This window comes from Limibacter armeniacum (genome assembly GCF_036880985.1).
Lineage (GTDB): Bacteria > Bacteroidota > Bacteroidia > Cytophagales > Flammeovirgaceae > Limibacter > Limibacter armeniacum.
Genome location: NZ_JBAJNO010000008.1, coordinates 949322 through 975278 on the forward strand (window position 1 = coordinate 949322; position 25957 = coordinate 975278).

Below are 25957 nucleotides of genomic sequence, written 5' to 3' on the forward strand. Positions count from 1 at the left end.
CAAAAATGGAAAAGCAGCAGTCTTACTCAATAAGACTGTTGCTTTTATAATTAGGACTCTTTGACATACCCAGCATGCCTTTCCTGCATAGCCGAACGGTACTTTTTACCCAAGGAAGATTTATGACCTTCAGTCAGTACTTTGCCTGCCAACTGGAAGAATTTGTGTTCCTCATCGTCCAAATGGTGACAAACCTTATCCTTTAAATCTTTGGCATATTGCAACCATGCAGCATTGCTCATATCCGTTTTTTCCAATTTCTCAATCAGCTCATCAATCTCATGGTGTTCGGCTACTCCATGCCTAGCATGATCTTGTGTCATGTCCTCCTGAAAGAGAGGGATATAAAAATACCGTTCTTCAGCTTCTGCATGTGCCTGAAGTTCTTTCTTGAACTCCTCAAAAACCTCTTTCCTTCTTTGGGAACTTCCTGAGGTCTGAATCAGTTCGTCAGCAAGTTTCCGCTGAATGTCATGATCTTGTCTTATCGATTCAAATATTGTCATGGCTATCAGGTTTAGGTGAATATTCTGTTGAGTTGTATATTGTGGTCAATTACTTCTAAGTGCTACGATCAGTTCATCCTCTTTCTTTTCGACCTAGCTTCACTTCTATTTTCTTGGCTTGTTCATAGAGATTCTTCAAAGGGGTAGCCTTGCTACCGCATTGGTATTTAGAAGGGGCTTTATTACCTGTTCTTTAAAATTGTTGGTGCATATAATTTAACCACTATAGACAAAACCAAGTTCAGAATCAGAGGGATTAAAGTGTCAATTTTACGATTGAATAGGGAAGAAGCTGCTTGTATGGTATCTCAATTTTGAGATAGGATAAACCAATTAGATGCCAAGTTTGAAAATTCAATTGATCACTCAGAATAGTTATATTTTTTCCATAATTTTCGGCGATTAATGTGACGTTTTTTTAAGAGCCATGAAATGTTTTGAAACATAGAATAGGCTCATTTTTCATTTTTAAACCTATCTAATTAAGATGAATTCAATCCTTAACAATAACCTGTTTTTAGTAAAGGAACATGTTGGTATGTTCAAGGCATCCAACAATTATGATATCCATGACCCTGAGACAGGAGATATCGTACTGCACTGTAGAGAGGAAAACCTGAGTATTTTCACTAAGCTTTTCAGATTTAGTGACTACAAAAGAATGACTCCTTTTAACATTGAGATCAGAACACCTGAAGGAGAAAAAATCCTGACTGTAAGAAGAGGAATCTCTCTGTTCCTGTCAAAAGTGGAAGTCCTGAATGAAAAGGATGAAGTGGTTGGACTGTTCAAGCAGAAGTTTTTCTCTATTGGAGGTAAATTCAATGTTTTGGACCCTAGTGAGCAGGTACTTTGTTCACTGAAAGGAAAATGGACTAGCTGGGATTTCAGATTTGTGAAAGAGAATGAGGAGTTTGCTACTGTGACCAAGAAATGGAGCGGACTGGGTAAGGAGCTTTTCACTACAGCAGATAATTATGTTTTGCAGATTGATGATAAAGTACCTTCAGATCACCCACTGCGTCTACTGATTATGGCTGCCGTAATGTGTATCGATATGGTATTGAAAGAATAGTGAAAGTTGTTTTTCATAAAAAAGGGCTTACTCAAGTTTTTTTGAGTAAGCCCTTTTTTATGCTCCAATATTTGCATTTAGTAAGTTGATATCCGTTGTTTTTGCTTTTTCTTTCTTCCAAGGTAAATGACTAGCCCTGTAATGGGTAAGGTTGCAATCAATAGACTTGTCAAAAATGCCAACACCTTTGTGGGTAATCCCAAAATTGCTCCTACATGAATGTCATAGTTCATTCGAATAAGATGGTCTTGGAAACTTGCATCTTGGTACTTGCCATAGACACTTGGAGTGGATACATCTTCAAGTGTATACTGATCAAAGAACAGGTAATCGGCATCAGAATAGATTCCATCCTGATAGGAAACTTCGACATAGATACTGACTGAGTCTGCATATGGAAAGTGAATTTCATAGTCCTTAGCGGTTGGGTATTGCTTTTCGAGAAAATCAGGTAGTTGGTCAATGGGCTTCAACTGGTTTTCTGAAGGGATTTTCTCAGAGGTATTTTTAGGGATAATAAAGGCAGTTTCTTTATCACCACCAATTGAACTGTAAAACAGTACGTAAAACCAGTTAAGCGCCATAACTAGCCCAGTGATGGCAAATACTAATGCCAAAGCAGAAACATAAAAGCCTAGGACTGTATGTAGGTCAAAGTTTTTTCGTCTCCATCGTGTTGACGGTTTCCAGTCAAGTTTGAGGCGTTGCCGTCTCCCTTTTCTGTTTTTGGGCCACCATAAGACAATGCCAGTGATAATGGAAAATAGAAATAGTAACGTACCATAAGAAACGATGGGAGTTCCAATCTTGGGAGGCAACCACAAGTGTAAATGCCCATCCAACACAAATGAGAAGAAACTATCTTTGTGATTTTTTCTGTCAATTACTTTTCCACTGTAAGGATCGAGGTAAATGGAATAATAGAACTCAGGTTCTGCCTCATAAAAGATGACCTCAATAGGTTTTGCCTCATTTGAGTATAAGATACCATGAACAGCACGGTTAGGAAGTTCATTTTTTGCAAAGGCTACTGCCTCAGTTGGTGAAAGTTTTGGTGCGTCTTTCATTTCAACTGTAATGTCCTCTTTGAGGAGTGAGGAAATTTCCTCATTAAATACCCAAATAGCTCCTGTAACTGCTTCAATAAAAACAATAAGCCCTGAAGTAAGCCCAATGAATAAGTGAATCAACCGAAAAACCTGACGTGTATTGAAACTTCTCATATTGCAATATTGATCATATAAAAAGGTGTAGTCTATATCCTAGACTACACCTTTTACTTTAAGACTAGATCTTAGTAAAGGTTGGAGAATCCTTTAATTGTTTTGCCTTCAATTTTAGCGCCTTTTACTGCTGTAGCAGATTCAATGTCTACTTGGTAAATGTATGCATCATCAGCTGTTTCGATACTTACATAAATTTTTCCATCTTCTACATACACAGGCGTAGTATATCTCTTGGCATGTAACGGTACATTTTCCACTGGAGTAATGGTTTGGTTGGCAAGGTCAATAATTACCAGCTTTTGGTTAAAGATTGATCTACCAAAGGCTCCCCAGTAGAGCTCGTAATCAGGGTCGCTGGCAGGGTCAACGTCCTCAGTCAAGATTCTTGCAATGGCCTTGTTGTCTCCTACATAGTCAAACCAGAATAGGTTACCACCATTTTCAGCGTTTTCAATATCAAAGAAGTAGTTCTCATCAAACTCTGTTGAGCCATTTGGAATTCTTAAAATCCCAGAAGGTTTTTCAGCTACAGGCAAGAAACCAGACAGGTAAGCGCCAGATGAGAATGAGTATAGGTCGCCATTGTCAGCTTGAATAAGACCAGTAGTTGTGCCGTTTACACCAATGTTACTGGTTCTGTCATCTTCGATGATTTTGATTGGCTCACTTTCTACGTTAGGGTATGAGTATACTGCTACGTATGCCTTGTCAGGCTGAGGAGTAGTGTAGTAGCCATTGTCATCAACCAGATAGAAAGGAATAAAAAGCTTGTCGCCAACTACCTGCAATGCTGTTGGCCATGCCGTAACACCTTCACCTGCTGTGCCTGTATCAACATCGTAGATTTTGATCTCTTTGATACTGGTTACAGCGCCAGAAGCAGCATCTATTGAATAAAGCTTTCTCAGGCTATGCGAACCATCTCTAGGAGGATCCATTGCCAGCATGGTTTCGTTATTTACATTACCGAATACTTCTAAAGGAGCTTCCAGTAGGAATTTAGCCGCTTCGTAAATCTCTCCTTCGTCATTGACCTGATATACCTGAGCCTCAAAGTTGGTATACCCAACAATGAAAAGTGATTTACCTACCGTATAAGAGAAGTTCCAGTCAAATGACTCAAAACCTGTCCCCTCAGCAGAAACAGTACCTTCCATCAGGTTTTCTTGTGTAACCACATATTCAGCTTCCTGATCACCTTTGGTTTTGAGGGTAAGTGTGATGCCTTTTGCTTCTTCTGTAGTCACTTCAGGTTCATTATCATCATCACAGCTTGCGAAAACACCAAGCGCTAATAGTAGTCCAATTGAAATGTACTTCTTCATCATTAATTTAATTGTTGTTTAAGTAGAATCTGAATTTTAGATAAAATGCTCTTCCAGGTTTTTGAATGCTGAAATTGTCATAAGCTTTTGCGTCAAAAATATTTCTGGAAGCCAGCGAGACACTGTATTTGCCTTCTTTAAAAATGTAGCTTATGTCAAGGTCGTTGGTGAATTGAGTGGGTATCTTATTTTTTTCACTTTGTTCTCCCATACCTTCCCAATACAGGAAAAATTCATGAACGTAGGAGGAGGTCCAGTTAAAAGTCATTCTGTTGGATTGTGCAAGGTTTAGGTTATAGCCTAATCGGATATTCCAGAAAAAATAAGGGGTATTTGGAACTCTGTTTCCTCGATTTTCATTGATAGTTCCTTGACTATATTTGGATTGGTCCGTAATTGACTGGTATGTCCAATTGAAGTCTACAGCGTATTTATTTTGCCATTTCCAGAGGGTTGAAGACTCAATGCCGATGATGTTGACATCTGCAATGTTATGGTAGCTGCCATATACCCCTCTATCATTGACATATCTGATGAAATCCTTTGCAGGTCTAAAAAACAGGTTGGCTTCAGACTTTAATTTATTGGCTTGTGTATCTTTTTTGAATATGATACCATAATTCAAATTGTGAGAACTTTCAGCGATCAGGTCTGGCGATGGAAGTACAAACACGCCATCACCTAAAATTTCAATAGACTCAGGAAGACGATATGCTTTTTCAAATGAAAGCTTCATAACCCATGATGGGTGAAGCATATAACTGGCTGTAGCGCCATAGCCCGTCTTAACTAGATCTGCTTTTGTTTCTACATTTTGAAATTCACCTTCTAGGTACTCTTCAGTATTAATTATGCTTTTAAAGAAGTATTGCTTTGCAAACAATGATGCCCGAAGCCTTTCATTTAAGCTGGTATGATTTCCTGAGATACTGATGATATCTTTACTAAGTTTATTAGGGAATTCAAAGGCGTGGTTATTCTCATTGATTTCGTCACTTCCTTGACGGTTTACCTGATGGTGAAAAGCATTAAAACTTAAGTTTTTCTGATCTGTAACCTGATATTTAGCATTGAGAGAAGCTGTGAATATCTGGTCATCCATATGGAAGATGGATTTTTGATCATAGCGTTCACTGGTGACGTATTTATATTCCTGTGCCCAATTATACCTTCTGGATAAGGTATCATAGATTACGGAGTTCTTTTGACTTGCGACTGTTTTTGCCTCGATACTGAAATCCCCCCATTTCTTTAAATAGTGCATCATTGCCGAAAGGGAGTTTTGTTGAGAATGTAATCCTCCATAAACACGGTTGATGGATACTTCAGGGTGTTGCATGTTGTTTTTTTTCCCTGAATAGAAGAAGTCTACACTTAGTATATCGGCTATTTTTTTATCTGTAATACCAAACTTCAGGTTTGCAGTACCTGATGTATATTGGTCATGGAATCTTCTTACACGTGAGTAGGTGGAGATGTTTCCTAGGCTATCGGCAATGGGCATCCCATCCATCCAATAGTTATTGTCAGAATGGTTGAGAAAAGTCAGTAACCTCAAGAACAGCCCTTTATTATTGTTTTTCTGTAATACAATAGAGGAGCGGTGCGTATTAAATGAACCATAGGAATAGGAAACATCCAGCAATTCTTCTTTCGGGGGCACAGTTCTAATATTGATTGCACCACCTAATGCATCTGATGCCAACTCGATGGGAACTACACCTTTATAAATTTCAACTGAACGAATGATATTGGCAGGGAGATCATTGAGTGTAGTCTCCAAAAAATCCATAGATATACCATCTATAAAGAACCTTACTTGCTTTCCAGAAAGTCCATTGATAGATACCTGATTGGTAGCACCTAAACCACCAGACCTTCTTATATTTACTCCTGCACTTGCCTCAACCAGCTGACTGATATCCAGATTCATATCCTGAAATTGAGAGACGTCAATAATAGAGGTATTCAGCCCTGATTCCGTGATTTCTTTGGCTTGTTTATCTGCATTTACATCAACATTCTGAAGTACTTTAGCATCGTCTTTTAACGTAATTGTAAGGTTTCCTGAAAAAGGATATGAGATGCTTATATGTTGATTGATAAATCCAACCCCTCTGATAATTAGGGTGTAATCTCCTTTTGGAATATTGCGGACTTCAAACTTCCCTTCCTCATTCGTGATAGCGCCTTTACTGCTTATTTCTTTCAGTTGAATGGTTACTCCAGGCAAAGGTTCACCATTACTATTCACGACTAATCCTGTGAGTACAGCATTATTTTCTTGTGAAAGCGAATGGAAGGAGATTGTTGAAGTACAGATCAGGATAAAAAGTATTCTCAACATTTTATTTAGACTAATTATAAATTAAAACAAACATAATAGTTGTAATGGTTTTATAAAAGTTTATTTAGACTAATTTTAATTAACAAGTAAAATGTTTTCTGTTTATCTGTTAAAATCGCTGTAAGCTTATAGGGAGTGAAGTCGTTATGATCGGGGTTGGTTTAGGTGTAGACAGAATGGGTTCACATTTATTTTGAAAAGGCTTTAGCCGTTATAGGGAAAAGGAGTAGGAAAGTATGTAAATATGTATTTTGATAGAGATAGCTGTGTTTTTCCAATTTTTTAAAAATGAATAATTGAGGGGAGACACAGGTGGAAGCCTTTTGATATATACTCAAGTGAAACTGTGTCAGCGATATGTTTCAGTTAGATTGAAATGTATAATTGATGGATGGCAGTTTATTTTTTAGAAGAAATTTTTACTAAAAAAATTAGACCGTACTTCTTTTACGTTCTGCGGTTTCAAATTTGTATCACAATCATAAACATTCACCAGTATTTAAAATTTTTAGTATGGACTTCAAAAATGTCGCTTTGTTTGATCCTGCAAAAGGGATTGAAAACCCAACACAACCCCAAAAAGTATCCGTTGATTTCGATTCTGAAAAGCCATTTTCAGAAGTATTTGATGCTTTCCTGAATGACCCGAAAGTTGGTGAGGTTCGTCAGCTGCATATTGGTCAGTGGTTTGATGAGGTCGCGGAAGTGTTTAACGAAGTTGTTGATCAGCTTCTTGAAAACAAGGACAAGCTTCAAGGTCTTGAAACGCTGTTTATGGCTGATGTAGATCAGGATGAAGCTGAGATTTCTTGGATTGAGCAGGAAGATATGGGACCAGTACTAGTGGCTTTCCCTAACCTGAAACACTTTATCGTAAAGGGTAGTAACGGATTGATGTTTACAGACCTGAAACATGATAACCTTGAAACACTGATTATCCAGACGGGTGGTTTGGGAAGTGAAACATTTGATCAGGTACTTCAGTCATCTTTACCAAAGCTGCAAGTATTGGAAATTTGGACTGGAGACAGTAATTACGGTGCTGACATTGAGGCAGTGCAAGTGCGCCCTCTGTTGAAAGGAGACCTGTTCCCAGAACTGAGAGTGTTAGGTCTGAAGAACAGTGAAATTGCTGATGACATTGCCAAGGAATTGGCAGATGCGCCTGTACTGGAGCAACTGCATACACTTGACGTTTCAATGGGTATCATGAAGGATGAAGGTGCTGAATACTTGCTGAACAGTAAGTTGGATCACCTGAAAAAACTGGATGTTTCCAGCAATTACCTTTCTGCTGATATGATTCAGAAGATTGCCCAAAAATGGCCTAACCTAGAGCTTATCAGTGGTGGACAGAAATCTCCTGATGAATATCACGGTGAGGTATATTACTATGTGGATGTAAGTGAATAGTATTGGACTTATGAAAATTGCCATTCTCGGAAACCCCGAAAACAGAAGAGTTCAGCAATTTGCACAGTCCTTTGGAGAGAAAGAACACTGCGGTGTTCTTTCTTTTCTGGAAGTATTGGAACACCCTGACCGTTTACCAGAGCTTTTGGCAGGAGTTGATTGCCTCAAGATTGAATCATCGGGTGAAAACCACGAAGTGTTCCAACAAATCCTTGCTTGGGGAGCCGAGGAGGAAGATAGGATTGTCCAAAACCCCATCAGTAAAGCGGAAGCATTGTCATTACCATTTGACATGGGACTTATCCAACATTCCAGACAGTGGTACTTGGGACTGCAAAAGTTTTTGAGGCAAATTGAAAAAGTGGCTGAGCAGCAGCATATTCATTTGCTGAATACACCAAGAGCAATCTTGCAGATGGCTGATAAGGTTCAGACACACCAGTTGCTGGAAAAAAACGGGATTCCAAAAGTGCCTTATTTAGGGGTAATTGAAAACTATGAAGACTTAAGGAACCTGATCAGTGATACTGGTTTTAAACGGTTGTTCCTAAAGCTGGCACACGCTTCTTCTGCTTCCGGAGTAATGGCTTACCAATGCAAAGGCGAAAAGGAATTACTGATTTCTTCGGCTACACTAGTAGTGGAAAATGGGAAACCTAAAGTGTATAATTCACTGAAGCTGAAAAGGTACACCAACCATCAGGAGATCAGGATACTGATCGATACTTTGGCGAAACAATACCTGCTGGCAGAAAGGTGGGTGCCCAAAAAAGAATTTGAAGGGGATACGTTTGACTTGCGTTTGGTGTATATCAACCAGGAAGTGGAACATGCTGTGATGCGTTCCAGCAAACAGCCCATGACAAATCTTCATCTAGGAAACAAGCGAGGCAATCTTGAAAGCCTGAAGCTTAGTTTGGGCACTGAAAAATGGTGTGAAATACAGGAGGTAGTACAGAAAGCAGTAACGGTCTTTGATGGGGCACATGTAGCAGGAGTCGATCTTTTGCTTACAGGAAAACACTATAGACCTAAAGTGATAGAGGCCAATGCCTTCGGAGATTTGTTGCCTAACATTGTTAATGCGAGAGGAGAAAGTACTTATCAATCTCAAATCCGATACCTGAAGAATAATGCCAATTAGATGTATACTTTTTGATCTTGACAACACCCTTATTGACCGTGACTTTGCCTTTGAAAAATATATGGAGGCAGCTTTTTCTGAAGGGGGAAAGCCCGAAATATGGCAACAGCATAAGGTTACTATATTGGAAAAGGATAACCACGGCTTCACAAGTAGGAGGGATTTTTTTGACTGGCTGAGAAGGACTTATCAATTGGATGATTCTTTTATGCAATTTTTTGATGGGCATTTGGTCGGCACATATACAGCACCATCGTGCAAAGGAATTGTATCAGTTTTGAAGCAGTTATCAGCTTATTACAAGGTTGGCATTTTATCTAATGGAGGAGTTCAGAACCAGCAGTTGAAATTGAAGCGATCAGGCTTGGGTGATTTTTTTGACTCAAACAACATTTTTATATCAGGAGCCTTGGGCTGTGCCAAGCCTGATCTTCAAATTTTCAGAAAGGTAGAAAGTCAGTTGGGTTTCAGTTCTGATGCACTATTGATTATTGGGGACGATCCTCAAAATGATATTGAAGGAGGCGAGAAAGCAGGTTGGAGTACCTGTCATTTTGAGTACCGACAGGGAGCACAGCAGTTACGTCAGAAGGTAGAGGCAACCCTGATTTGACTGCAGAGTTACCTGTATATAATTAATGGTTAGTTGTAATTAAATTTTTTCTAAAAAATTCATACCATACTTCGTTTACGGTTTGCTCGATCATATTTGTATTATATTCAATTCAAACAAATTTTACTTTTTGATATGAGCTTCGTTTTGAGAAAACCTGAAAGGCGATTTCATTAAAAGATCACGGAGTAATAAATAGAACACAGTGAGGCTGTCACCGTTATTTAGTGGAAAGAGCGTAATTGAGTATAGAAACCAAAGAAGATAAATACCATTGAGATGAATGCAAACGAGATTGTAGGGAAAAGAAATATCATCATGCTTACGCTGGATACCCTGCGTTATGATGTAGCTCAACGGCTATGGGAGTCTGGAGAAACGCCCAATTTTAAAAAGCTTTTGCCCAATGGATGGGAGAAAAGGCATACACCAGGAAGCTTTACCTATGCGGCACATCATGCATTTTTTGCAGGCTTTTTTCCTACACCTGTTTCATCTCCCAAAGCGCCTAGACTTTTTGCAACACGGTTTGCCGGGAGCGAAACCTCTACGGATGAAACGTTTCTATTTGACTCACCAACCATTATTGAGGGACTTCAGGAAGAAGGATACAGGACGGCATGCATTGGAGGGGTGGGATTTTTTAATCGGCAGACACCACTCAGCAATGTATTCCCTTCCCTGTTTATGCAGAGCCATTGGAGTCCTGAACTAGGGGTGACAGCTATTCACTCAACCAAGAACCAGTTTGAAAAAGCAAGAGACATATTACTCAGCCCTGCTCAGGAAGAGAGGCACAAGAATGTATTTCTGTTTATCAATGTTTCAGCTATTCATCAGCCAAATTGCTTCTATCTGGAAGGCGCTGAAAAAGATTCGATTGAATCCCATGCAGCAGCGTTGAAGTATGTAGACAGCCAGTTACCTATCCTGATGGAGGCTGTAAAGGAACTGGGACCTTCCTGCTGGCTAATGATGGGAGACCATGGAACGGCTTATGGAGAAGATGGCTATGAGGGACACCGTCTGGCACATGAGGTGGTGTGGACTGTGCCATATGCTGAGATTTTAAACGACTAAAGACAACCAAGTGAGACTTAAAGAACTGATTGAAGACCGCGCTTATTACAATGGGTATGCTTATTCGTATCCGCATAAGATGGCTTACAGACCTTTCGCAACACCTAAATCCTTGAAAGCGCTTTGGAAAGATGAGCTTAAGAGAAACTTGTTTCTTTATGTTCATATTCCTTTCTGCGAAATGAGGTGCGGGTTCTGTAACCTGTTTACTGTAGCCAATCCAAAAGCTGAGATCCAGAATCCTTTCCTGACAGCTCTTTTCAGTCAGATGGAAGCAAGCAGGGAGGCATTGGGTGATGACTTTAACTTCTCCAATTTCGCACTTGGTGGAGGAACTCCTACTTACCTCTCAGCTGAGGAGTTGACATTGCTTTTTGACAGGACAAAGACCTTGTTGAACGTGGATACCAGACAAACCAATTCTGCTATTGAGGTATCTCCCAAGACCATTACAGACGACAAGATTGCGTTACTGAAGGAAAGAGGCATGTTCAGGGTAAGTATGGGCGTGCAGAGCATGATCGAAGCCGAAGTGAAAGCTATGGGCAGACCGCAAAAGCTGGATGAAGTCAAGAGAGCGATTGAGGCACTGAAAGCGGCTGATTTCCCATTACTGAACTTTGACCTGATCTATGGGGCAGAAAACCAGACCAAGGAAAGCTGGCAATACTCTTTGAAGACAATGGTAGACATTGCACCTGAAGAGATTTTCCTTTATCCGCTTTATGTCCGTCCTTTGACAGGGCTTGGCAAACAAGGCAAGGATTGGGATGATTTCAGGTTTCAGCTGTATCAGCAAGGAAGGGATTTCCTGATGGAGAATGGTTACAGACAGCTCTCGATGCGTCAGTTCAAGAAAGAAACAGCGCCGGATTTTATGCACCCTGATTACAAGACGCACAAAGACGGCATGATGGGGTTGGGAGCAGGTGCAAGGTCTTATACAGAGTTTACGCACTACAGCCATGACTATGCTGTAGGTAGCAAAGGGGTGAAGCAGATTATACATAATTACAACCAGTCAACGAAGGCTGACTTTGAGACCGTGAAATACGGATTTAACCTCAATCTGGAGGAGAAGAAAAGAAGGTTTGTCATCAAATGTCTTTGTGAGGGAGCCGGTTTATCATATCAGGAATACCAACAGCTTTTTGGTGAACTTCCAATAGTGGATTTTCCTCAGTTACAGGAATTGATAGACCTGAATCTGGTGGAAGAAAGTACAACCCACTTGCAACTCAATAAGGAAGGTAAGTCTTTGGAAGATGTAATTGGCCCTTGGCTGTATTCTGAAGCAGTGGAAGAGGCGATGGGTAAATTCGAACTGTCTTAATAAAGCGAACCAATATGAAATGGAATATACTTTATAGGGGACCGCTCTCCAGTTGTAATTATGAGTGCAGCTATTGTCCGTTTGCCAAAACCAAGAATACAAGGGCTGAACTGCTGGACGATGAACAAAAACTGCTGAAGTTTGAAGCTTGGGTAAATGCACAGCAACAACACAATATCGGTATCCTCTTTACCCCTTGGGGAGAGGGACTGATCAGAAAGCATTACCAGCAAGTGATGACTCGCTTAAGCCACCAGCCGATGGTCGATAAGGTAGCGATTCAGACCAACCTTTCTTCCACTTTGGATTGGATGCGTGAGGTCAATACGGATGCATTTGCCCTTTGGACCACTTTCCACCCAACGCAGATAAGCCTGTCGGCTTATCTGGATCGTTGCGAAAAACTCAATAGCATGGGGATTAACTACAGCGTAGGGATGGTTGGGTTGAAAGAAGATTTTGAGCTGATTCAGGAGATGAGAGATCGGCTTGCTCCCCACGTTTACCTTTGGGTAAATGCCTACAAAAGGGAGGAAGGTTATTATACTGAAGAAGACCTGAATTTCTTGAATAAGATTGATCCTCATTTTCATTTCAATGCAGTCAGGCACCCAAGTTACGGAGAGGCTTGCAGGGCAGGATATTCTTCCTTTTCAATTGATGGGGATGGAGCAGTGACAAGATGCCATTTTATCAAAAACAAGTTGGGGAATATCTACGAGACTCCACTGGAGGAGATGGTTAAAAGAACCCCTTGCAGCAATGATACTTGTGGCTGTTATATTGGCTATATCAATATGGATAAACTGGGACTTGACAATGTGTATCAAGGAAAAATCTTGGAACGGATTGCTATTTGATTGCATATCGATCATTTAACCTAGTTTTAATAAGGCTTTTCTTAAACGCTATCTGGTCGCTCCTTCTTTAGGGGAGCGGCCTTATTTGTATACAAATCCATGTATAACCGAGAAACATTTGTATCAAATAAGAGGAGCAGTTAGGTAGATATTAAGATCTGTTGATGAGTTGAACATGGCTTTGCAAATTCGTCGCATGGAAAAAGGTGTATATTTGCAAATAGTGAATCGTAGAGCAAACATATCGTTTATACTGCTGCTGATTTATGCCTTCAGCTTTTTGGACTTCCTGATACCCCATTGTCAGGAGTTGGTCATGGGTGAGTTGGGTGGATACCAACACCATAAGGAACACCATGTCCATGAGAAGAAGGAACCAAAGGTAGCGAATCAGTTACAAGCCCAAGCCCAGATTGAGCATGAAGGGCACTTTGATACTGACTTGTATGATCTAATGATATGTGTACTTAGTGAGATGGAGCATGCAGCAGATGACTGCAATATTGTTCACTATGTCTTCTCTAAACTGGATGGTAAGCTGAAGCTGGATGTCAAAGAAAAGTTGGCGACCATCCTGCTTTTTGTCTTCTACCTTACAACGTCAAGTAGTGCTTCAGCAGCATATACTTGTGAAGATGTTTCACTGCTTTACCTTTCCCCTCCACTTGATTCCATTTCCCTACGGGGACCTCCCGTCATTTCTTGTTAAATCAGCTATCGTCACATTTTATCAGGTAGGTTTTCAATACTGAGTACTCATTTTTCAGGGGCATTATATGCTTGTCCTGAAGGTTTGAGGTAGCTTATGGTATTGGAGTATCCTGTCCTGAGGTGACATTTTTTATTGTCTCAACAAGAAACTGGCTAATTATGATTAATCAGATTATATCATTCTCCATCCATAACAAATTGATTGTGGGACTGCTGACGCTTACCCTGATCGTTGGTGGGATTTGGAGTATGACCAAGGTACCGCTGGATGCGGTGCCAGATATTACCAATAACCAAGTACAGGTGATTACACAGGCACCTAATCTGGGAACAGAAGACATTGAGCAGTTCGTGACTTACCCTGTAGAAGTTGCGATGGCAAACCTTCCAGGTGTAGTGGAAATTCGCTCTATTTCCCGATTCGGACTATCAGTAGTCACAATTGTTTTTGAAGACGAAATGGGGACTTATTTACCCCGTCAATTGGTATCGGAAAAGTTAACCGAAGTCAAGGAGGAAATCCCTCAAGGATTTGGTGTGCCTTCTATGGGCCCTATCTCAACAGGACTAGGTGAAATCTACCAATATACATTGAAAGTAGATGATGCCCATAAGGGACAATATACTGCTACTGACCTGCGAACCATGCAGGATTGGATTGTACGTAGGCAGATGTCAATGGTGTCGGGTGTTGTGGAAATTAATGCGATTGGTGGCAGTATCAAGCAGTATGAGGTAGCTGTATCCCCTGATGAGCTGAAGGCGATCGGACTCACTATTTCCGACATTTTCAATGCCTTGGAAAGCAATAACCAGAATACAGGCGGAGCTTATATTGAAAAGGATCATTACGCCAATTTTATAAGGGGTGAAGGGTTGGCTCGAAGCCTTGATGATATCAGAAATATCGTGGTAGACAATGTGAATGGCTTGCCAATACGTGTGGGAGATGTAGCACAGGTACGTTACGGTTCGGCTATTCGCTATGGAGCACTTACGCAGGATGGAGAAGGTGAAGTGGTAGGCGGACTGGTTATGATGCTGAAGGGGGCTAACTCCAATGACGTGATTGAAAGAGTAAAGCAACGCATGGATGAAATTCAGGAGTCTTTGCCTGAAGGGGTAGTTATTGAACCGTTGCTTGACAGAAGTAAGCTGATTGCCCAAACTACGGATACTGTGAGCAGTAACCTGATGGAGGGTGCCTTGATTGTGATCTTTGTCTTGGTTTTTCTGTTGGGAAACTGGCGTGGAGGTTTGATTGTCGCTTCTACTATTCCTTTGTCTTTGCTGTTTGCCTTTATCATGATGCACGTCTTTGATGTATGGGCAAACCTGATGAGTTTGGGGGCTATCGACTTTGGTATTATCGTGGATGGTGCTGTGATTATCGTCGAGGGGACTGTATTTCTGTTGCACAATAAAGTGTTGAAGAAAAAGCCTTTGACGGCTGCACTCAGGGATGAAACAGCTTTTGAAGCATCAAGTAAGATGATGAACGCAGCATTCTTTGGGCAGCTGATCGTGCTGATTGTGTTTATTCCTATTCTTGCACTGCAAGGTGTAGAAGGGAAGATGTTCCAACCAATGGCGCTTACCTTTATGTTTGCCATGCTTGGAGTGATGCTGCTTTGCCTGACATATGTACCAATGATGTCAGCCTTATTTATCAGGATTGGTCAAACAGAAAAAACATATTGGGGTGATCGTTTTGTGAATTGGTTGGAGCGTATCTATGAACCAGCTTTGGGTAAGGCGCTTGCAAATGCCAAATGGGTGGTAGGAATAGCAGTCCTATTGTTAGGGTTGTCGGTCTTTTCCTTTTTCCGAATGGGAGGGGAGTTTATCCCTCAACTAGATGAAGGGGATATTGCATTTCATGCCATTCTAACGCCGGGAAGTTCACTGACAGAAACTATCGAGACAACAACCAAAATTGAGAAACTGGTTAAGGAGAATTTTCCTGAAGTGGAGAAAATTGTCAGTAGGATAGGAGTGGCAGAGGTGCCTACTGACCCTATGCCGATGGACATTGCTGATGTGATTGTCATTATGAAGCCAAAATCCGAATGGGTGTCGGCAAGTAGTAAGGACGAGCTTTTGGAGTTGATGAAAGAAAAGTTGGAGCAGGTCCCTGGTGTAAACTACGAATTTACACAGCCTATCGAAATGCGTTTCAATGAGTTGCTTGAAGGGGTAAGAGAAGATATCGCGATCAAACTGTATGGGGAGGATATCAATATGCTGGCAAGTAAGGCAGAGGAGGTTTCCAAGATAATTGCCGGTACCAACGGGATCGGTGATATGCGGGTGGAGGCTACCACAGGCTTACCCCAAATGACTGTCCGGTACAATAGGCACAAGTTGGCTCAATATGGATTGAATGTCGAAGACCTGAATACAGTTATAGAAACGGCTTTTGCTGGAGGAAAAGCAGGAGTCATTTTCGAAGGGGAAAAACGTTTTGATTTGGTGGTAAGGTTAAATGAGCGTTATCGCCAAAGCATCGACAACCTGAAAAACCTTTACGTCAACAGACCTGATGGGGCACAGATTCCGCTGAAGGAAGTAGCGGATATCAGTTATCAACCTGGTCCAATGCAGATCAGTAGAGACAATACCAATAGAAGAACCTATGTCGGGATTAACGTTAGAGGACGTGATATCAAATCGTTGGTGACGGAAATTCAACAGAAACTGGATGAAAAGTTGGTCTTGCCACCGGGTTACTATATCCGTTATGGAGGTGCGTTTGAGAACCTTGAACGGGCAAGTAAAAGGTTACAGGTGGTTGTGCCTATTGCGCTAGGACTGATCTTTATCCTGATATTCTTTGCCTTGAAATCCCTAAAGCAAACAGCCATGATTTATATCGCTGTGCCAATGGCCGCCATCGGTGGTGTTTTCTCCCTTTGGTTAAGGGGAATGCCTTTCAGTATTTCGGCGGGTGTAGGCTTTATCGTGCTTTTTGGTGTGGCTGTACTGAATGGATTGGTACTGATTAGCAGCTGGAATGAGTTGAAGGAAGAAGGGGTGACCGATCTCAATGAAAGAATACGTTTGGGGGGCAGAAGAAGGATAAGACCTATTTTGTTGACAGCCTTGACAGACGTACTGGGCTTTTTGCCGATGGCAATCTCTACTTCAGCTGGGGCTGAGGTACAACAGCCTTTAGCAACGGTAGTAATTGGTGGAATGCTTTCCGCAACAATGCTCACCTTATTTGTATTGCCGATACTTTATCAGTGGATGGAGTCCAGAGATACAGCCATCAGTCTACCTAAAACGACAGCGGTGATACTGTTGGTGGGAAGTTATATCATTTTTCCTGCTGGAAAGGCGAATGCGCAAGAAGTACAGCCTAGGGTAGTGAATACAGTTGACGAAGCCATTAGTTTGGGATTAGCCAATAATGGAGATGTTCGGGTAGCGGAAATACAGGTGAAGGTGCAGGAAGAACGAGAAAAGGCAGCTTTCAACCCTAAGAAAACAGATATCGGAGTTCAGTATGGACAGTACAATAGTTTTGAGAATGACTTTGCATTCAGTGTTTCCCAAAACTTTGCATTCCCGACGGTTTACTCGAAACAACGGAAACTCGCAGAAGCCAATACCGAGGGCAGTCGTAAGCAGTTGGCAGTTCAGGCTAATACCTTGAAGCGAGACATTCGACAGCATTGGTATCAGTTGGCTTACCTGTATGAAAGGCAAAGGCTCTTATTGTATCAGGACTCACTTTACAATAGGTTTTTGCATGCCGCTACAGTGCGGTATGAGACAGAAGCGACTAATTACCTCGAAAAGTCAGCAGCAGAAACGAGCGTGATGGAAATCCAGAATATGGAGAAGGTGGTAGCTGCTGATATTGCCATTCAGGAAAGGCAATTACAGGTGTTGTTGAATGATATGGAAGGGCTTCATTTCCGTCCGGATACCTTGAAGGAAATCAAGTTAGATCAGGGGTTGATCAGCCGTGCGGTTTCAGAAAACCCTTCTTTGGTATATGCAGAGCAGCAAGTCCAGATTGCAGCTGCTGAGAAATCAGTGGAGTCTTCCAAGCTGCTGCCTGACCTTTCCATCGGGTATTATAACCAGTCATTGATTGGTACACCTACGGCAGATGGAAATGTTGCAGGAGGCTCAGATAGGTTCAACAGTGTGCAGGCAGGGATATCTATCCCATTGTTTTTTGGCTCTTACAAGTCTGGTGTAAATGCTGCTAAACTGAAAACACAGATGGCAGAAGTACAGACAGACTATTACCGGAATGTTTTGAAAGGACAGTATGAACAGCAGATGTCGGAGGTCGCCAAATATCAGGAAAGCCTGAAATACTACAAGGGACAAGCCCTTCCACAATCAGAGCGAATCATTGACAATGCACAAAAAAGCTTTGAGCATGGTGCGATTGGCTATATCGAATACTTCCAGAACATCAACTACGCTTTGGTGCTCAAATTCAATTATCTCAAGACCTTAAACGACAGTAATCAGGCAGCTATTCAGCTTGAATACCTGATCGGACAATAATATTAGGAATTATGAAATCATACATGAGAATATATAACCTACTGTGGCTAGTCAGTTTGTTGACGCTAGCTTGTAACAGTCAAACAGGAGAGGATCATGACCACGATCATGAAGCATCCGAAGCCTCGTTGCAACATGAAGAGGCAGGACACCAAGAACATCAGGATGAAGTCCATTTTTCAGCGCAACAGTTTCAGTCCTTGTCCATGAAAGTGGATACGCTACCGTTCAGAAATATCTCCTCTTATGTAGAGGCAAACGGTCAGTTGGAAGTGCCACCTCAGAATGAGGCTTCCATTACGGCTATCATCGGTGCAAATGTTCAATCCATTAAAGTGATAGAAGGAGATGAGGTGAAAAAGGGACAAGTATTGGCTTACTTGAGTCACCCTGACTTGATCAGGCTTCAGACAGACTATCTCAATAACTGGAACCAACTCCAGTATTGGGAGAAAGAGCTGAAGAGACAGCAAAAGCTGTATGAGGAAAAAGTAGGTTCAGGCAAGGAACTTCAAAAGGCACAGGCTGACTTTCTTTCGCTAAAAGGGAATGTACAAGGACTGGAGTCACAACTGAAGTTGCTCGCCTTATCTGTTAGCAGGATACAGCAAGGAAAGATTTATGAACAGGTTCCGGTGAGAAGCCCGATTGACGGTTATATCCGTTTGGTGGAAGTCAAGACAGGACAGTTTGTACAGCCGCAGACAGAGATGTTTGAGATAGTCAATATCGACCATATCCATGCAGACTTGATGGTATACGAAAAGGATATGTACAAAGTGAAGAAGGGGCAACAAGTGAAGTTTACCGTTGTTTCGTTGCCTGATAAGGAGCTTGAAGCCAAGATATATGCCGTAGGGAAATCTTTTGAGGAAGGACCAAAAGCCATTCACCTTCATGCCGAGATTGAGAACAAGGAAGGACTGCTGTTACCTGGAATGTATGTTAGGGGTAGAATCATGACCGATGATACAGCACGCTTGGCTTTACCTGAGGGCGGTGTGGTCAGGCAGGGTGACAAGTACTATATATTCAAGGCAAAACAGGAAGAAGAAAATGGACAGCAAGAGTGGGCGTTTGAACCTGTTGAGGTGGTTACAGGAACCCAAAGCGATGGGTGGATAGAAGTCAAGCTGTTAGCGCCACTGGAAGAAACAGCAAAGGTGGCATGGAACAATGCCTATTACCTTTTGGCTGAAATGAAGAAAGGAGAGACAGAGCATAGTCACTAAGTTTTTCAAAAGTCAGGGATTGCCATAAACAGGTGATCTCTGGCTTTTTTAAAAGCGTAGGAGATCATTTATGAGATATTAATAAACAGGAATTTTTTCTAATGCCATTCTAATCCCCCCTAGTAAGGACTCCCCTCATTTTTTGCGTAAATTGTATTTTTTGAATTGGAAGGGATATGAATACAATCTTAATTATAGAAGACGAGCAACGTTTGGCTGACCTGATCAAGAAAGGACTTGAGGAGGAGGACTATATGGTGTACCATACTTTGGATGGTTTGGCAGGCATGGAGTTGCTTCGTGAAAAGTCAGTAGACCTGATTCTTCTGGACATCCTATTGCCAAAGATGAGTGGCTTGGAAGTTTGCAGAAAAATCAAAACAGAAGGGCATGCCGATGTTCCGATCATGATGCTGACGGCTTTAGGAAGTGCCGAAAATATTGTGTTAGGACTGGACAGTGGCGCGGATGATTATTTGTCTAAGCCATTTAAGTTGATTGAGCTTAAGGCAAGAGTCAGGGCATTGCTTAGAAGAAAGTCCATTAGTGTCAAGAGTGAGTCAGATCACCTGTATCGCTTTTCAGGAGTGGAAATGGATGACGAGACCAAGACGGTTAGACGAAATGGTCAGGAGATGTCTTTGACTTCTACAGAGTACAGGTTGCTGCTGATGTTTATGAAAAATCCAAGGAAGGTGCTGTCTCGTACAGACTTGCTTGATGAGGTCTGGGGAATCAATTTTGATATTGGTACCAATGTCGTGGATGTATATGTGAATTACCTTCGGAAAAAACTGGACAAATGTGGTGACGGTAAGCTGATTCATACGGTTATAGGAATGGGATATGTACTAAAGGAGGCAGAATGAAAATTCATAACAAGATCATATTACTACTGTTAGGTATCTTTTTTACCTATACACTGTTGTTCAGTGGCTTTATCTATTATTCCATCTCAAACTATGCGTTTACCGATTTTTATAAGCGATTGGAAATTCGGGCAGCGAGTATAGCCAAGATCAAGCTGGATAATAGCAACGATGTAAGCAGTATAAGGGAAGTGCATGACGATTTTCTTGAGAAGCTGCCAAGCCAGAAGGAGTACATGTTTCGAGTGGTAGATGGAAAAGCCGAGGCGGCAGCCTATCAGGGAGAATTGCCAAAGCATTTTATTCAGGATCTGATAGAAGATCAGGCTGCCAAATACAGCAAAGGCAATAAGTTTTACTCCGGTATTTTGTATGAGACAACACTTGGTGCTAAGTATCTGGTGATTGTTGGGGCTGATAACTACTTCTATGCGCACCACATTGCGTACTTGCGTAACCTCATCCTGACCTCGCTGATGTTTGCCATCCTGATTCTGGTCATTATTTCAATCTTGATTTCAAGAACACTGACAAGACCTGTCAACAATATCATTTCTGAGGTAAAGGAAATCAGCTCTGAAAATTTACACCTTAGGCTAAAAACATCAGACAACAATGACTCATTGAGTGGGCTGACATCGACTTTCAATGATATGCTTAACAGGTTAGAGACTTCCTTTGAGACACAGAAAAACTTTATCAGTAATGCTTCCCATGAGTTGAACACACCACTTACGAGTATCATAGGTGAGGCTGAGTTGGCGCTTTCTAAACCAAGGGACGGAGAAGAGTACAAGACGTCAATCAGTAAAATATTGGAAGAAGCTGAAATGCTGGACAAAAAGACCAAGGCACTCTTGTTTTTGGCACAGACGGGATATAACGGGAAGGCTCAGAAGTTTGATAAGGTACGCATTGACCAACTGATCTTGGATATAAAGGAGACGGTACATAACATCAATGCCAACTATCAGATCAAGATAGATTATAGCCTGTTGCCTGAAAGCCCAGAAAAGCTGAAGGTGAAAGGCAACGAACAATTGCTTCATTTAGCCCTTTCCAATATTATTATCAATGGGTGCAAGTATTCGGAAGCTAATCAGGTACAGGTCGGATTGGCAGCATCTGATAAGGATGTTATCATTGTGGTTCGGGATACAGGCATCGGTATTCCAGAGGATGAGATGCAGTATATTTACGATCCTTACTTCAGGGCTTCAAACACAGGGGACTTTGAAGGGTATGGTATTGGTTTGCCTTTGAGTCGTAACATTATACAGATGCATGATGGGAGGCTTATTGTCAACTCAGTATTGGAGAAAGGAACCACTGTTCAAGTCAACCTGCCAATTGGTGGCTACTCGCTCTAATGTCATTCTAATGTGAAACAAGACACTCTAATGTGATTCTAATCTGGTTATAAGCTGTCTGTAATCTCTCAACTCTACTTTTGTTTTCAAATATGATGATTATGAAACAGGTAGAGAAAATATTAGTCCCGACAGACTTTACGGTAAAATCACTTAATCTTGTTCGTGAAGCGATCGAGCATTCGTCAGCACCGCAGCTGGAGATCGTCTTGGCGCACGCTTACCTTCCAAGTTCAATTACAGACTTATTATTTTTCTCTAAGAGTAGGCTGATAGAAAAGTTATCCAATAAGGAGTTTACGGAAGCATGCAAGCTGATCAAAAGCAAGTATGATACACGTATCCATGCCATGTATGTGGATATACTGTCCAGTAATCATGCTTCTTACTTGAACAACTATTTGGAAGGTAACAAGATCGATGAAGTCTACCTGCCTGAGAATATGGAGATGAAACCAACTACAACGGATAGTATTGATCTGGTGCCTATCCTAAGGAAGTGCAGGCATACGACGGTGATGATTCCGTTACCCAAAAGCTTGGTATTTATCCCAAACAGGGTCAATCAGGTTTCTGACCTGTTTCAGTAAACAGCTTAACTATGAAGTTTATATATATCACTTATGTCTTGTTTGTACTGTTAGCGGTATCGTTTGGTAGTGTATTGCTATCGGGAGAAAGCTCACAGGAGTTACTGGTTGGCAAGTGGCAGGAAGTCTCTTGGGAGTACGAAAAAGTAGACAAGCATAATGGTGCTGAATTTGAACTGAATGAAGCCCAGATTAACGAAATCTGTAATCAGCTGGTAATTCACCAATCAGAAATATGGGAATTTGCACCAAGTAATAAGCTACACCTGCATAACAAGGAAAGTGGTTTCAGTGAAGTACTGGATTGGAATGTCAAAGGCAGGGGACATATCCTTGAGCTGAAGCATCAGGACAGTCGATTGGAAGGATATCAGGTTCAGGAAATTTCAGAAGACAATTTGGTCATTCACTTCAATTTTGATTTGCGGGTGCGTGGCATTGTAAAATTGACATTCAAGAAAATCTCAGAACAACAATATGCTCAGAAAATATAGCAGCTTTAGGTCGCTTTCAGACAATATAAAACTAGGTTCCCTGACAGCATTTTCGGCAGGTATGGTCAATGTGATCTCCGTGATCGCATTTTTTGCTTTTACCTCCAACGTGACGGGGCACTATGCGATTTTGGCACAGGAAATCGCAAAAGGGAATTGGTATCAGGCGGCAATTGTGTTTGTCTGGATCTCCCTTTTCTTCTTGGGGAACTTTGCCTCTAACCTGATGATTATTCACAATAATAAACAGGAAGATAGGTATAAGGCACATGCGTTGCCTTTGGCAGTAGAGATACTTTGCCTGTTAGGAGTCGGTTTGTACATGCAGTTTTATTATTCGGAGACGCTTCAGGAAACCGAAACACTAGTAGCGATACTACTATTTGCAATGGGATTACAGAATGGCTTGACTGCAAGCATTTCCAATTCGGCAGTAAAAACCACTCACCTGACAGGGCTTACCACAGATTTAGGAATCCTCTTTTCGATGTTTACCAAGAAAGAGTTTAGGTCAGATAAGGCTTTGCTTGACAAAGCGCGATTGCTGCTCTGCATTATGGTATCGTATATGACAGGAGGGATTATCTCAGGGGTGATCTATTATGAGTTAAACAGCATGGCGTTTTTCGTCGTATGTTTTGTGCTGTGCATCGTCATGTTCTATGATTATTACCACCTGAAGGTCACTAAAGGTAAAGGCTCAAGCGCCGGACTTGTCCATGAACAGCTTACCGGTGCTACACTCGAAGCACAAAAAGGAAATATTTAGTGTAAACATTTGAGAGCCAATAGATATTCACATTCAATTCTACACATGTTGAGATCGCTAATATGATTTTAGCAAAATAAAATACCTGCTACATTGTGGCAGGTTTTTGTCTTTTCAACAGTTTTAACCGTTTAGTGTAGCCAATTTATCTAAAGCAGGTTATTGATGTAATTACAGAATATCAGTAGGTTTAACTTTTTGAGGAGCGTACATATTTAAACAATGACGTTAGAGAAGGTCAGTTTCACTATATGGAAAAATTAAAAGAAGCCATCCTAAAGCACCATCATATAGAACAGGATATACTAGATGATTTTGTTCAGTATTGGGAAGTTGTTGATTTCTCTAAAAATGCGATTATCTCGGAGCAAGGAAAAACCGACAACTACCTTTATTTTACGGTAAGTGGTTGTCAAAAAGCTTATTACCTAAACAACGGAAAGGAAAGCATCATATCATTCACCCAACCCAATCATTTTACCTGTGCGCCTGAGTCATTTCTGACGCAAAAGCCATCCAAGTATTACTTTCAGTGTATCCATGATAGCTCTTTTTACAGAATCTCCTACCAGCATTTTAAGCGTCAGGTAGATAAACATGTCGCTTTGCAATACTTCTTGACAAACTCACTAATGGGACTGGTCAACAACATTACTGACAGGTTTATCAAGCAGGCAACCTATTCTATTTCCATGAAGTTTGTTGATTTCATGCATGAACATGGCAATCTAATAAATCATATTCCTCAGAAGGATATCGCCAATTTCCTGAATATTAACCCAACGAACTTTTCTAAGTTGATCAACTCCGTAAAGGTTGAGTAAAAAGGTGCTGTCATTTATCTTTATTGGTATAGACCAAGATTTACATAGGCTTAATTTTTCAGCTTTGTCCCATCTAAACAGAACAAGGGCAAAAGGCGGTCATAAGGTCTTTATGTCACAAACTTCTATACCAAAATACGAAAGAGATGAGACAGGTAAATTATTCAAAATATGGCGACAGCAGTGTTTTAAAAGTGACAGAAACGCAAGCGCCTTCCATAACAGGTAAAGACCAGGTATTGGTAGAAGTCCATTATTCATCATTGAATGCCATTGACTGGAAAAATAGAAAAGGAGACTTCCGCTTTGTTAGTGGGTGGTTTCATCCAAGGACAAAACAGGGATTTGATGTGTATGGCATTGTGGTGGACAAGTCAGAAAACCTAAAGGATATCAGTATTGGTGATAAGGTAGTAGGTGAACTCGGTAATTTTTCGGGAGGTGCGTTAAGTGAAAGGGTGATGCTGACAAAAAATCAATTTGTAAAGGTCATTGGTAACTTGCCTGAAGAACAACTGGGCGGATTGGCGATGGCAGGTTCTACAGCGTGGCAGGCACTTTTTGAAAATGCACACCTCAAAAAAGGGGATAAGGTGCTAATCAATGGAGGGAGCAGTGGCGTAGGCCATTTGGCAATTCAGTTAGCAAAAGCACATGGAGCAGTCGTTACCTCAGTGTCCAGTACAAAAAATCTGGACTTTTGTAAGGCATTGGGCGCAGACAAAGTCATAGATTATACGAAAGAAGATTTTACCACCTTGAATGAAAAATTTGATATCATATTTGATGTGGTATTCAATGCTTCGTTTTCAAAGGTGAAAGGAATTCTATCTGAAAATGGTACCTACATTGGAACCACTCCTTCCCCAACATTGATCTTTGATATAATGAGAGGAAGGCAAGCGAAATTTGTGGCCGTGAAGCCTAATACAATTGCTCTAAGTGAAATGATAGCCTTAATGGAAAAAGGCTTATTGAAAGTCCATGTTGATAAAGTTTTCGATATGGATAATATAGTCGAGGCACATAAACAGATGGAGCAATCAAGAACAAGGGGGAAATTGATCATTAAGGTGAAAAACTAATAAGCTTTGGCTATGGTTAAGCTCCTAACGAATAAGTTAGCAGAAAACCATAGCCTTACTTTTTTATCCTAAACCTGTAAAAAATAGCGATTGTACTTAGTCATGATAAGATACATGCTGGTTTGAAATTGATATTGCTCCAATGATGATTACACATTGATTAGAAAGTCTTCCCATATACCTGCTTCCTGAAGCAGTGTTTTCATTTTGGTCTCAAGCTTACTGTTTGAGATACAGTTTTTGTGATATTCTTTTCTGAGTTCCTGTAATAGTTTTTTTCGCTCGTTTTCCTGATTTGGGGCTAGAGATAATAGCTTTTCCACAAGATGAATAAATTGGATTGAGCCAAAAGCATAAGTCTGTTTCATAGCTGTTAGTTTGTTAGTCCTAATAAAAAGTCATCTGGTTGTAAATAGTCTTTAATCAATACGTTGCTATTCTTGAAATAGTGTAACTTTATTAAGAAAAGTTCTAGTGATGTAAGGTTGTAGTGCTTTTTGTCAGAAAATGTATATAGCATTAGAAATGATAGGAAGAGGGGTTTGTTAAAGCCTTACAGGT

General features: G+C 40.9%; 22 protein-coding genes. 17 read left to right on the forward strand and 5 right to left on the reverse strand.

Annotation, left to right across the window (positions count from 1 at the left end):
- Positions 1–50: 50 nt before the first annotated feature.
- Positions 51–506, reverse strand: coding sequence for a hemerythrin domain-containing protein (locus tag V6R21_RS09780; protein ID WP_334243198.1), 456 nt, complete (start codon positions 504–506; stop codon positions 51–53).
- Positions 507–993: 487 nt separating this feature from the next.
- On the opposite strand from V6R21_RS09780, the gene V6R21_RS09785 reads away from it, so the two are divergent.
- Positions 994–1581 (forward strand): phospholipid scramblase-related protein, encoded by a 588-nt coding sequence (locus V6R21_RS09785; RefSeq protein WP_334243200.1) that lies wholly within the window; start codon positions 994–996, stop codon positions 1579–1581.
- A gap of 77 nt (positions 1582–1658) precedes the next feature.
- Here V6R21_RS09785 and V6R21_RS09790 read toward each other — a convergent pair whose 3' ends face one another.
- The 3 genes from V6R21_RS09790 to V6R21_RS09800 all read right to left on the reverse strand — a co-directional run bounded on the left by V6R21_RS09790 (position 1659) and on the right by V6R21_RS09800 (position 6479).
- Positions 1659–2804, reverse strand: a complete 1146-nt coding sequence (locus tag V6R21_RS09790; RefSeq protein ID WP_334243203.1) for a PepSY-associated TM helix domain-containing protein — start codon at positions 2802–2804, stop codon at positions 1659–1661.
- A 71-nt stretch (positions 2805–2875) separates the two neighbouring features.
- Positions 2876–4135, reverse strand: coding sequence for a DUF4374 domain-containing protein (locus tag V6R21_RS09795; RefSeq protein ID WP_334243205.1), 1260 nt, complete (start codon positions 4133–4135; stop codon positions 2876–2878).
- A 4-nt stretch (positions 4136–4139) separates the two neighbouring features.
- Entirely contained in the window at positions 4140–6479 is a 2340-nt protein-coding gene (locus V6R21_RS09800; RefSeq protein ID WP_334243208.1) for a TonB-dependent receptor, read from the reverse strand.
- 513 nt (positions 6480–6992) lie between these two features.
- Between V6R21_RS09800 and V6R21_RS09805 the strand changes: the two genes are divergently transcribed.
- The 16 genes from V6R21_RS09805 to V6R21_RS09880 all read left to right on the forward strand — a co-directional run bounded on the left by V6R21_RS09805 (position 6993) and on the right by V6R21_RS09880 (position 25396).
- Positions 6993–7892: an STM4015 family protein gene (locus tag V6R21_RS09805; RefSeq protein ID WP_334243210.1), complete on the forward strand. Its 900-nt coding sequence runs from the start codon at positions 6993–6995 to the stop codon at positions 7890–7892.
- Positions 7893–7902: 10 nt separating this feature from the next.
- Positions 7903–9036, forward strand: coding sequence for an STM4014 family protein (locus V6R21_RS09810; protein WP_334243212.1), 1134 nt, complete (start codon positions 7903–7905; stop codon positions 9034–9036).
- Entirely contained in the window at positions 9026–9649 is a 624-nt protein-coding gene (locus V6R21_RS09815) for an HAD family hydrolase (RefSeq protein WP_334243214.1), read from the forward strand. Before V6R21_RS09810 ends, V6R21_RS09815 begins: the two co-directional genes overlap by 11 nt.
- A gap of 279 nt (positions 9650–9928) precedes the next feature.
- Complete coding sequence (locus V6R21_RS09820; RefSeq protein WP_334243216.1) at positions 9929–10729, forward strand: STM4013/SEN3800 family hydrolase; 801 nt, start codon at positions 9929–9931, stop codon at positions 10727–10729.
- Between the two features lie 10 nt (positions 10730–10739).
- Positions 10740–12062 carry an STM4012 family radical SAM protein gene (locus tag V6R21_RS09825; RefSeq protein WP_334243218.1) on the forward strand — a complete coding sequence of 441 codons (1323 nt, stop codon included), beginning with the start codon at positions 10740–10742 and terminating at the stop codon, positions 12060–12062.
- A gap of 14 nt (positions 12063–12076) precedes the next feature.
- Entirely contained in the window at positions 12077–12922 is an 846-nt protein-coding gene (locus V6R21_RS09830) for an STM4011 family radical SAM protein (protein WP_334243221.1), read from the forward strand.
- Positions 12923–13097: 175 nt separating this feature from the next.
- Positions 13098–13631, forward strand: a complete 534-nt coding sequence (locus V6R21_RS09835) for a hypothetical protein (RefSeq protein ID WP_334243223.1) — start codon at positions 13098–13100, stop codon at positions 13629–13631.
- A gap of 161 nt (positions 13632–13792) precedes the next feature.
- Positions 13793–18163 carry a CusA/CzcA family heavy metal efflux RND transporter gene (locus tag V6R21_RS09840; protein WP_334243225.1) on the forward strand — a complete coding sequence of 1457 codons (4371 nt, stop codon included), beginning with the start codon at positions 13793–13795 and terminating at the stop codon, positions 18161–18163.
- A gap of 11 nt (positions 18164–18174) precedes the next feature.
- Positions 18175–19395 carry an efflux RND transporter periplasmic adaptor subunit gene (locus V6R21_RS09845; RefSeq protein WP_334243227.1) on the forward strand — a complete coding sequence of 407 codons (1221 nt, stop codon included), beginning with the start codon at positions 18175–18177 and terminating at the stop codon, positions 19393–19395.
- 176 nt (positions 19396–19571) lie between these two features.
- Positions 19572–20264 (forward strand): response regulator transcription factor, encoded by a 693-nt coding sequence (locus V6R21_RS09850; protein ID WP_334243229.1) that lies wholly within the window; start codon positions 19572–19574, stop codon positions 20262–20264.
- Positions 20261–21634 carry a HAMP domain-containing sensor histidine kinase gene (locus V6R21_RS09855; protein WP_334243231.1) on the forward strand — a complete coding sequence of 458 codons (1374 nt, stop codon included), beginning with the start codon at positions 20261–20263 and terminating at the stop codon, positions 21632–21634. The genes V6R21_RS09850 and V6R21_RS09855 overlap by 4 nt, the downstream gene beginning before the upstream one ends.
- A gap of 101 nt (positions 21635–21735) precedes the next feature.
- Positions 21736–22224 (forward strand): universal stress protein, encoded by a 489-nt coding sequence (locus tag V6R21_RS09860; RefSeq protein WP_334243233.1) that lies wholly within the window; start codon positions 21736–21738, stop codon positions 22222–22224.
- An 11-nt stretch (positions 22225–22235) separates the two neighbouring features.
- Positions 22236–22718 (forward strand): hypothetical protein, encoded by a 483-nt coding sequence (locus V6R21_RS09865; protein WP_334243235.1) that lies wholly within the window; start codon positions 22236–22238, stop codon positions 22716–22718.
- Entirely contained in the window at positions 22702–23487 is a 786-nt protein-coding gene (locus tag V6R21_RS09870; RefSeq protein WP_334243237.1) for a YoaK family protein, read from the forward strand. Before V6R21_RS09865 ends, V6R21_RS09870 begins: the two co-directional genes overlap by 17 nt.
- A gap of 251 nt (positions 23488–23738) precedes the next feature.
- Entirely contained in the window at positions 23739–24311 is a 573-nt protein-coding gene (locus V6R21_RS09875) for a Crp/Fnr family transcriptional regulator (protein ID WP_334243239.1), read from the forward strand.
- Between the two features lie 146 nt (positions 24312–24457).
- Positions 24458–25396 carry an NAD(P)-dependent alcohol dehydrogenase gene (locus V6R21_RS09880; protein WP_334243241.1) on the forward strand — a complete coding sequence of 313 codons (939 nt, stop codon included), beginning with the start codon at positions 24458–24460 and terminating at the stop codon, positions 25394–25396.
- 149 nt (positions 25397–25545) lie between these two features.
- On the opposite strand, the gene V6R21_RS09885 is transcribed toward V6R21_RS09880, so the two are convergent.
- Positions 25546–25764: a hypothetical protein gene (locus V6R21_RS09885; protein ID WP_334243243.1), complete on the reverse strand. Its 219-nt coding sequence runs from the start codon at positions 25762–25764 to the stop codon at positions 25546–25548.
- Between the last annotated feature and the right edge of the window lie 193 nt (positions 25765–25957).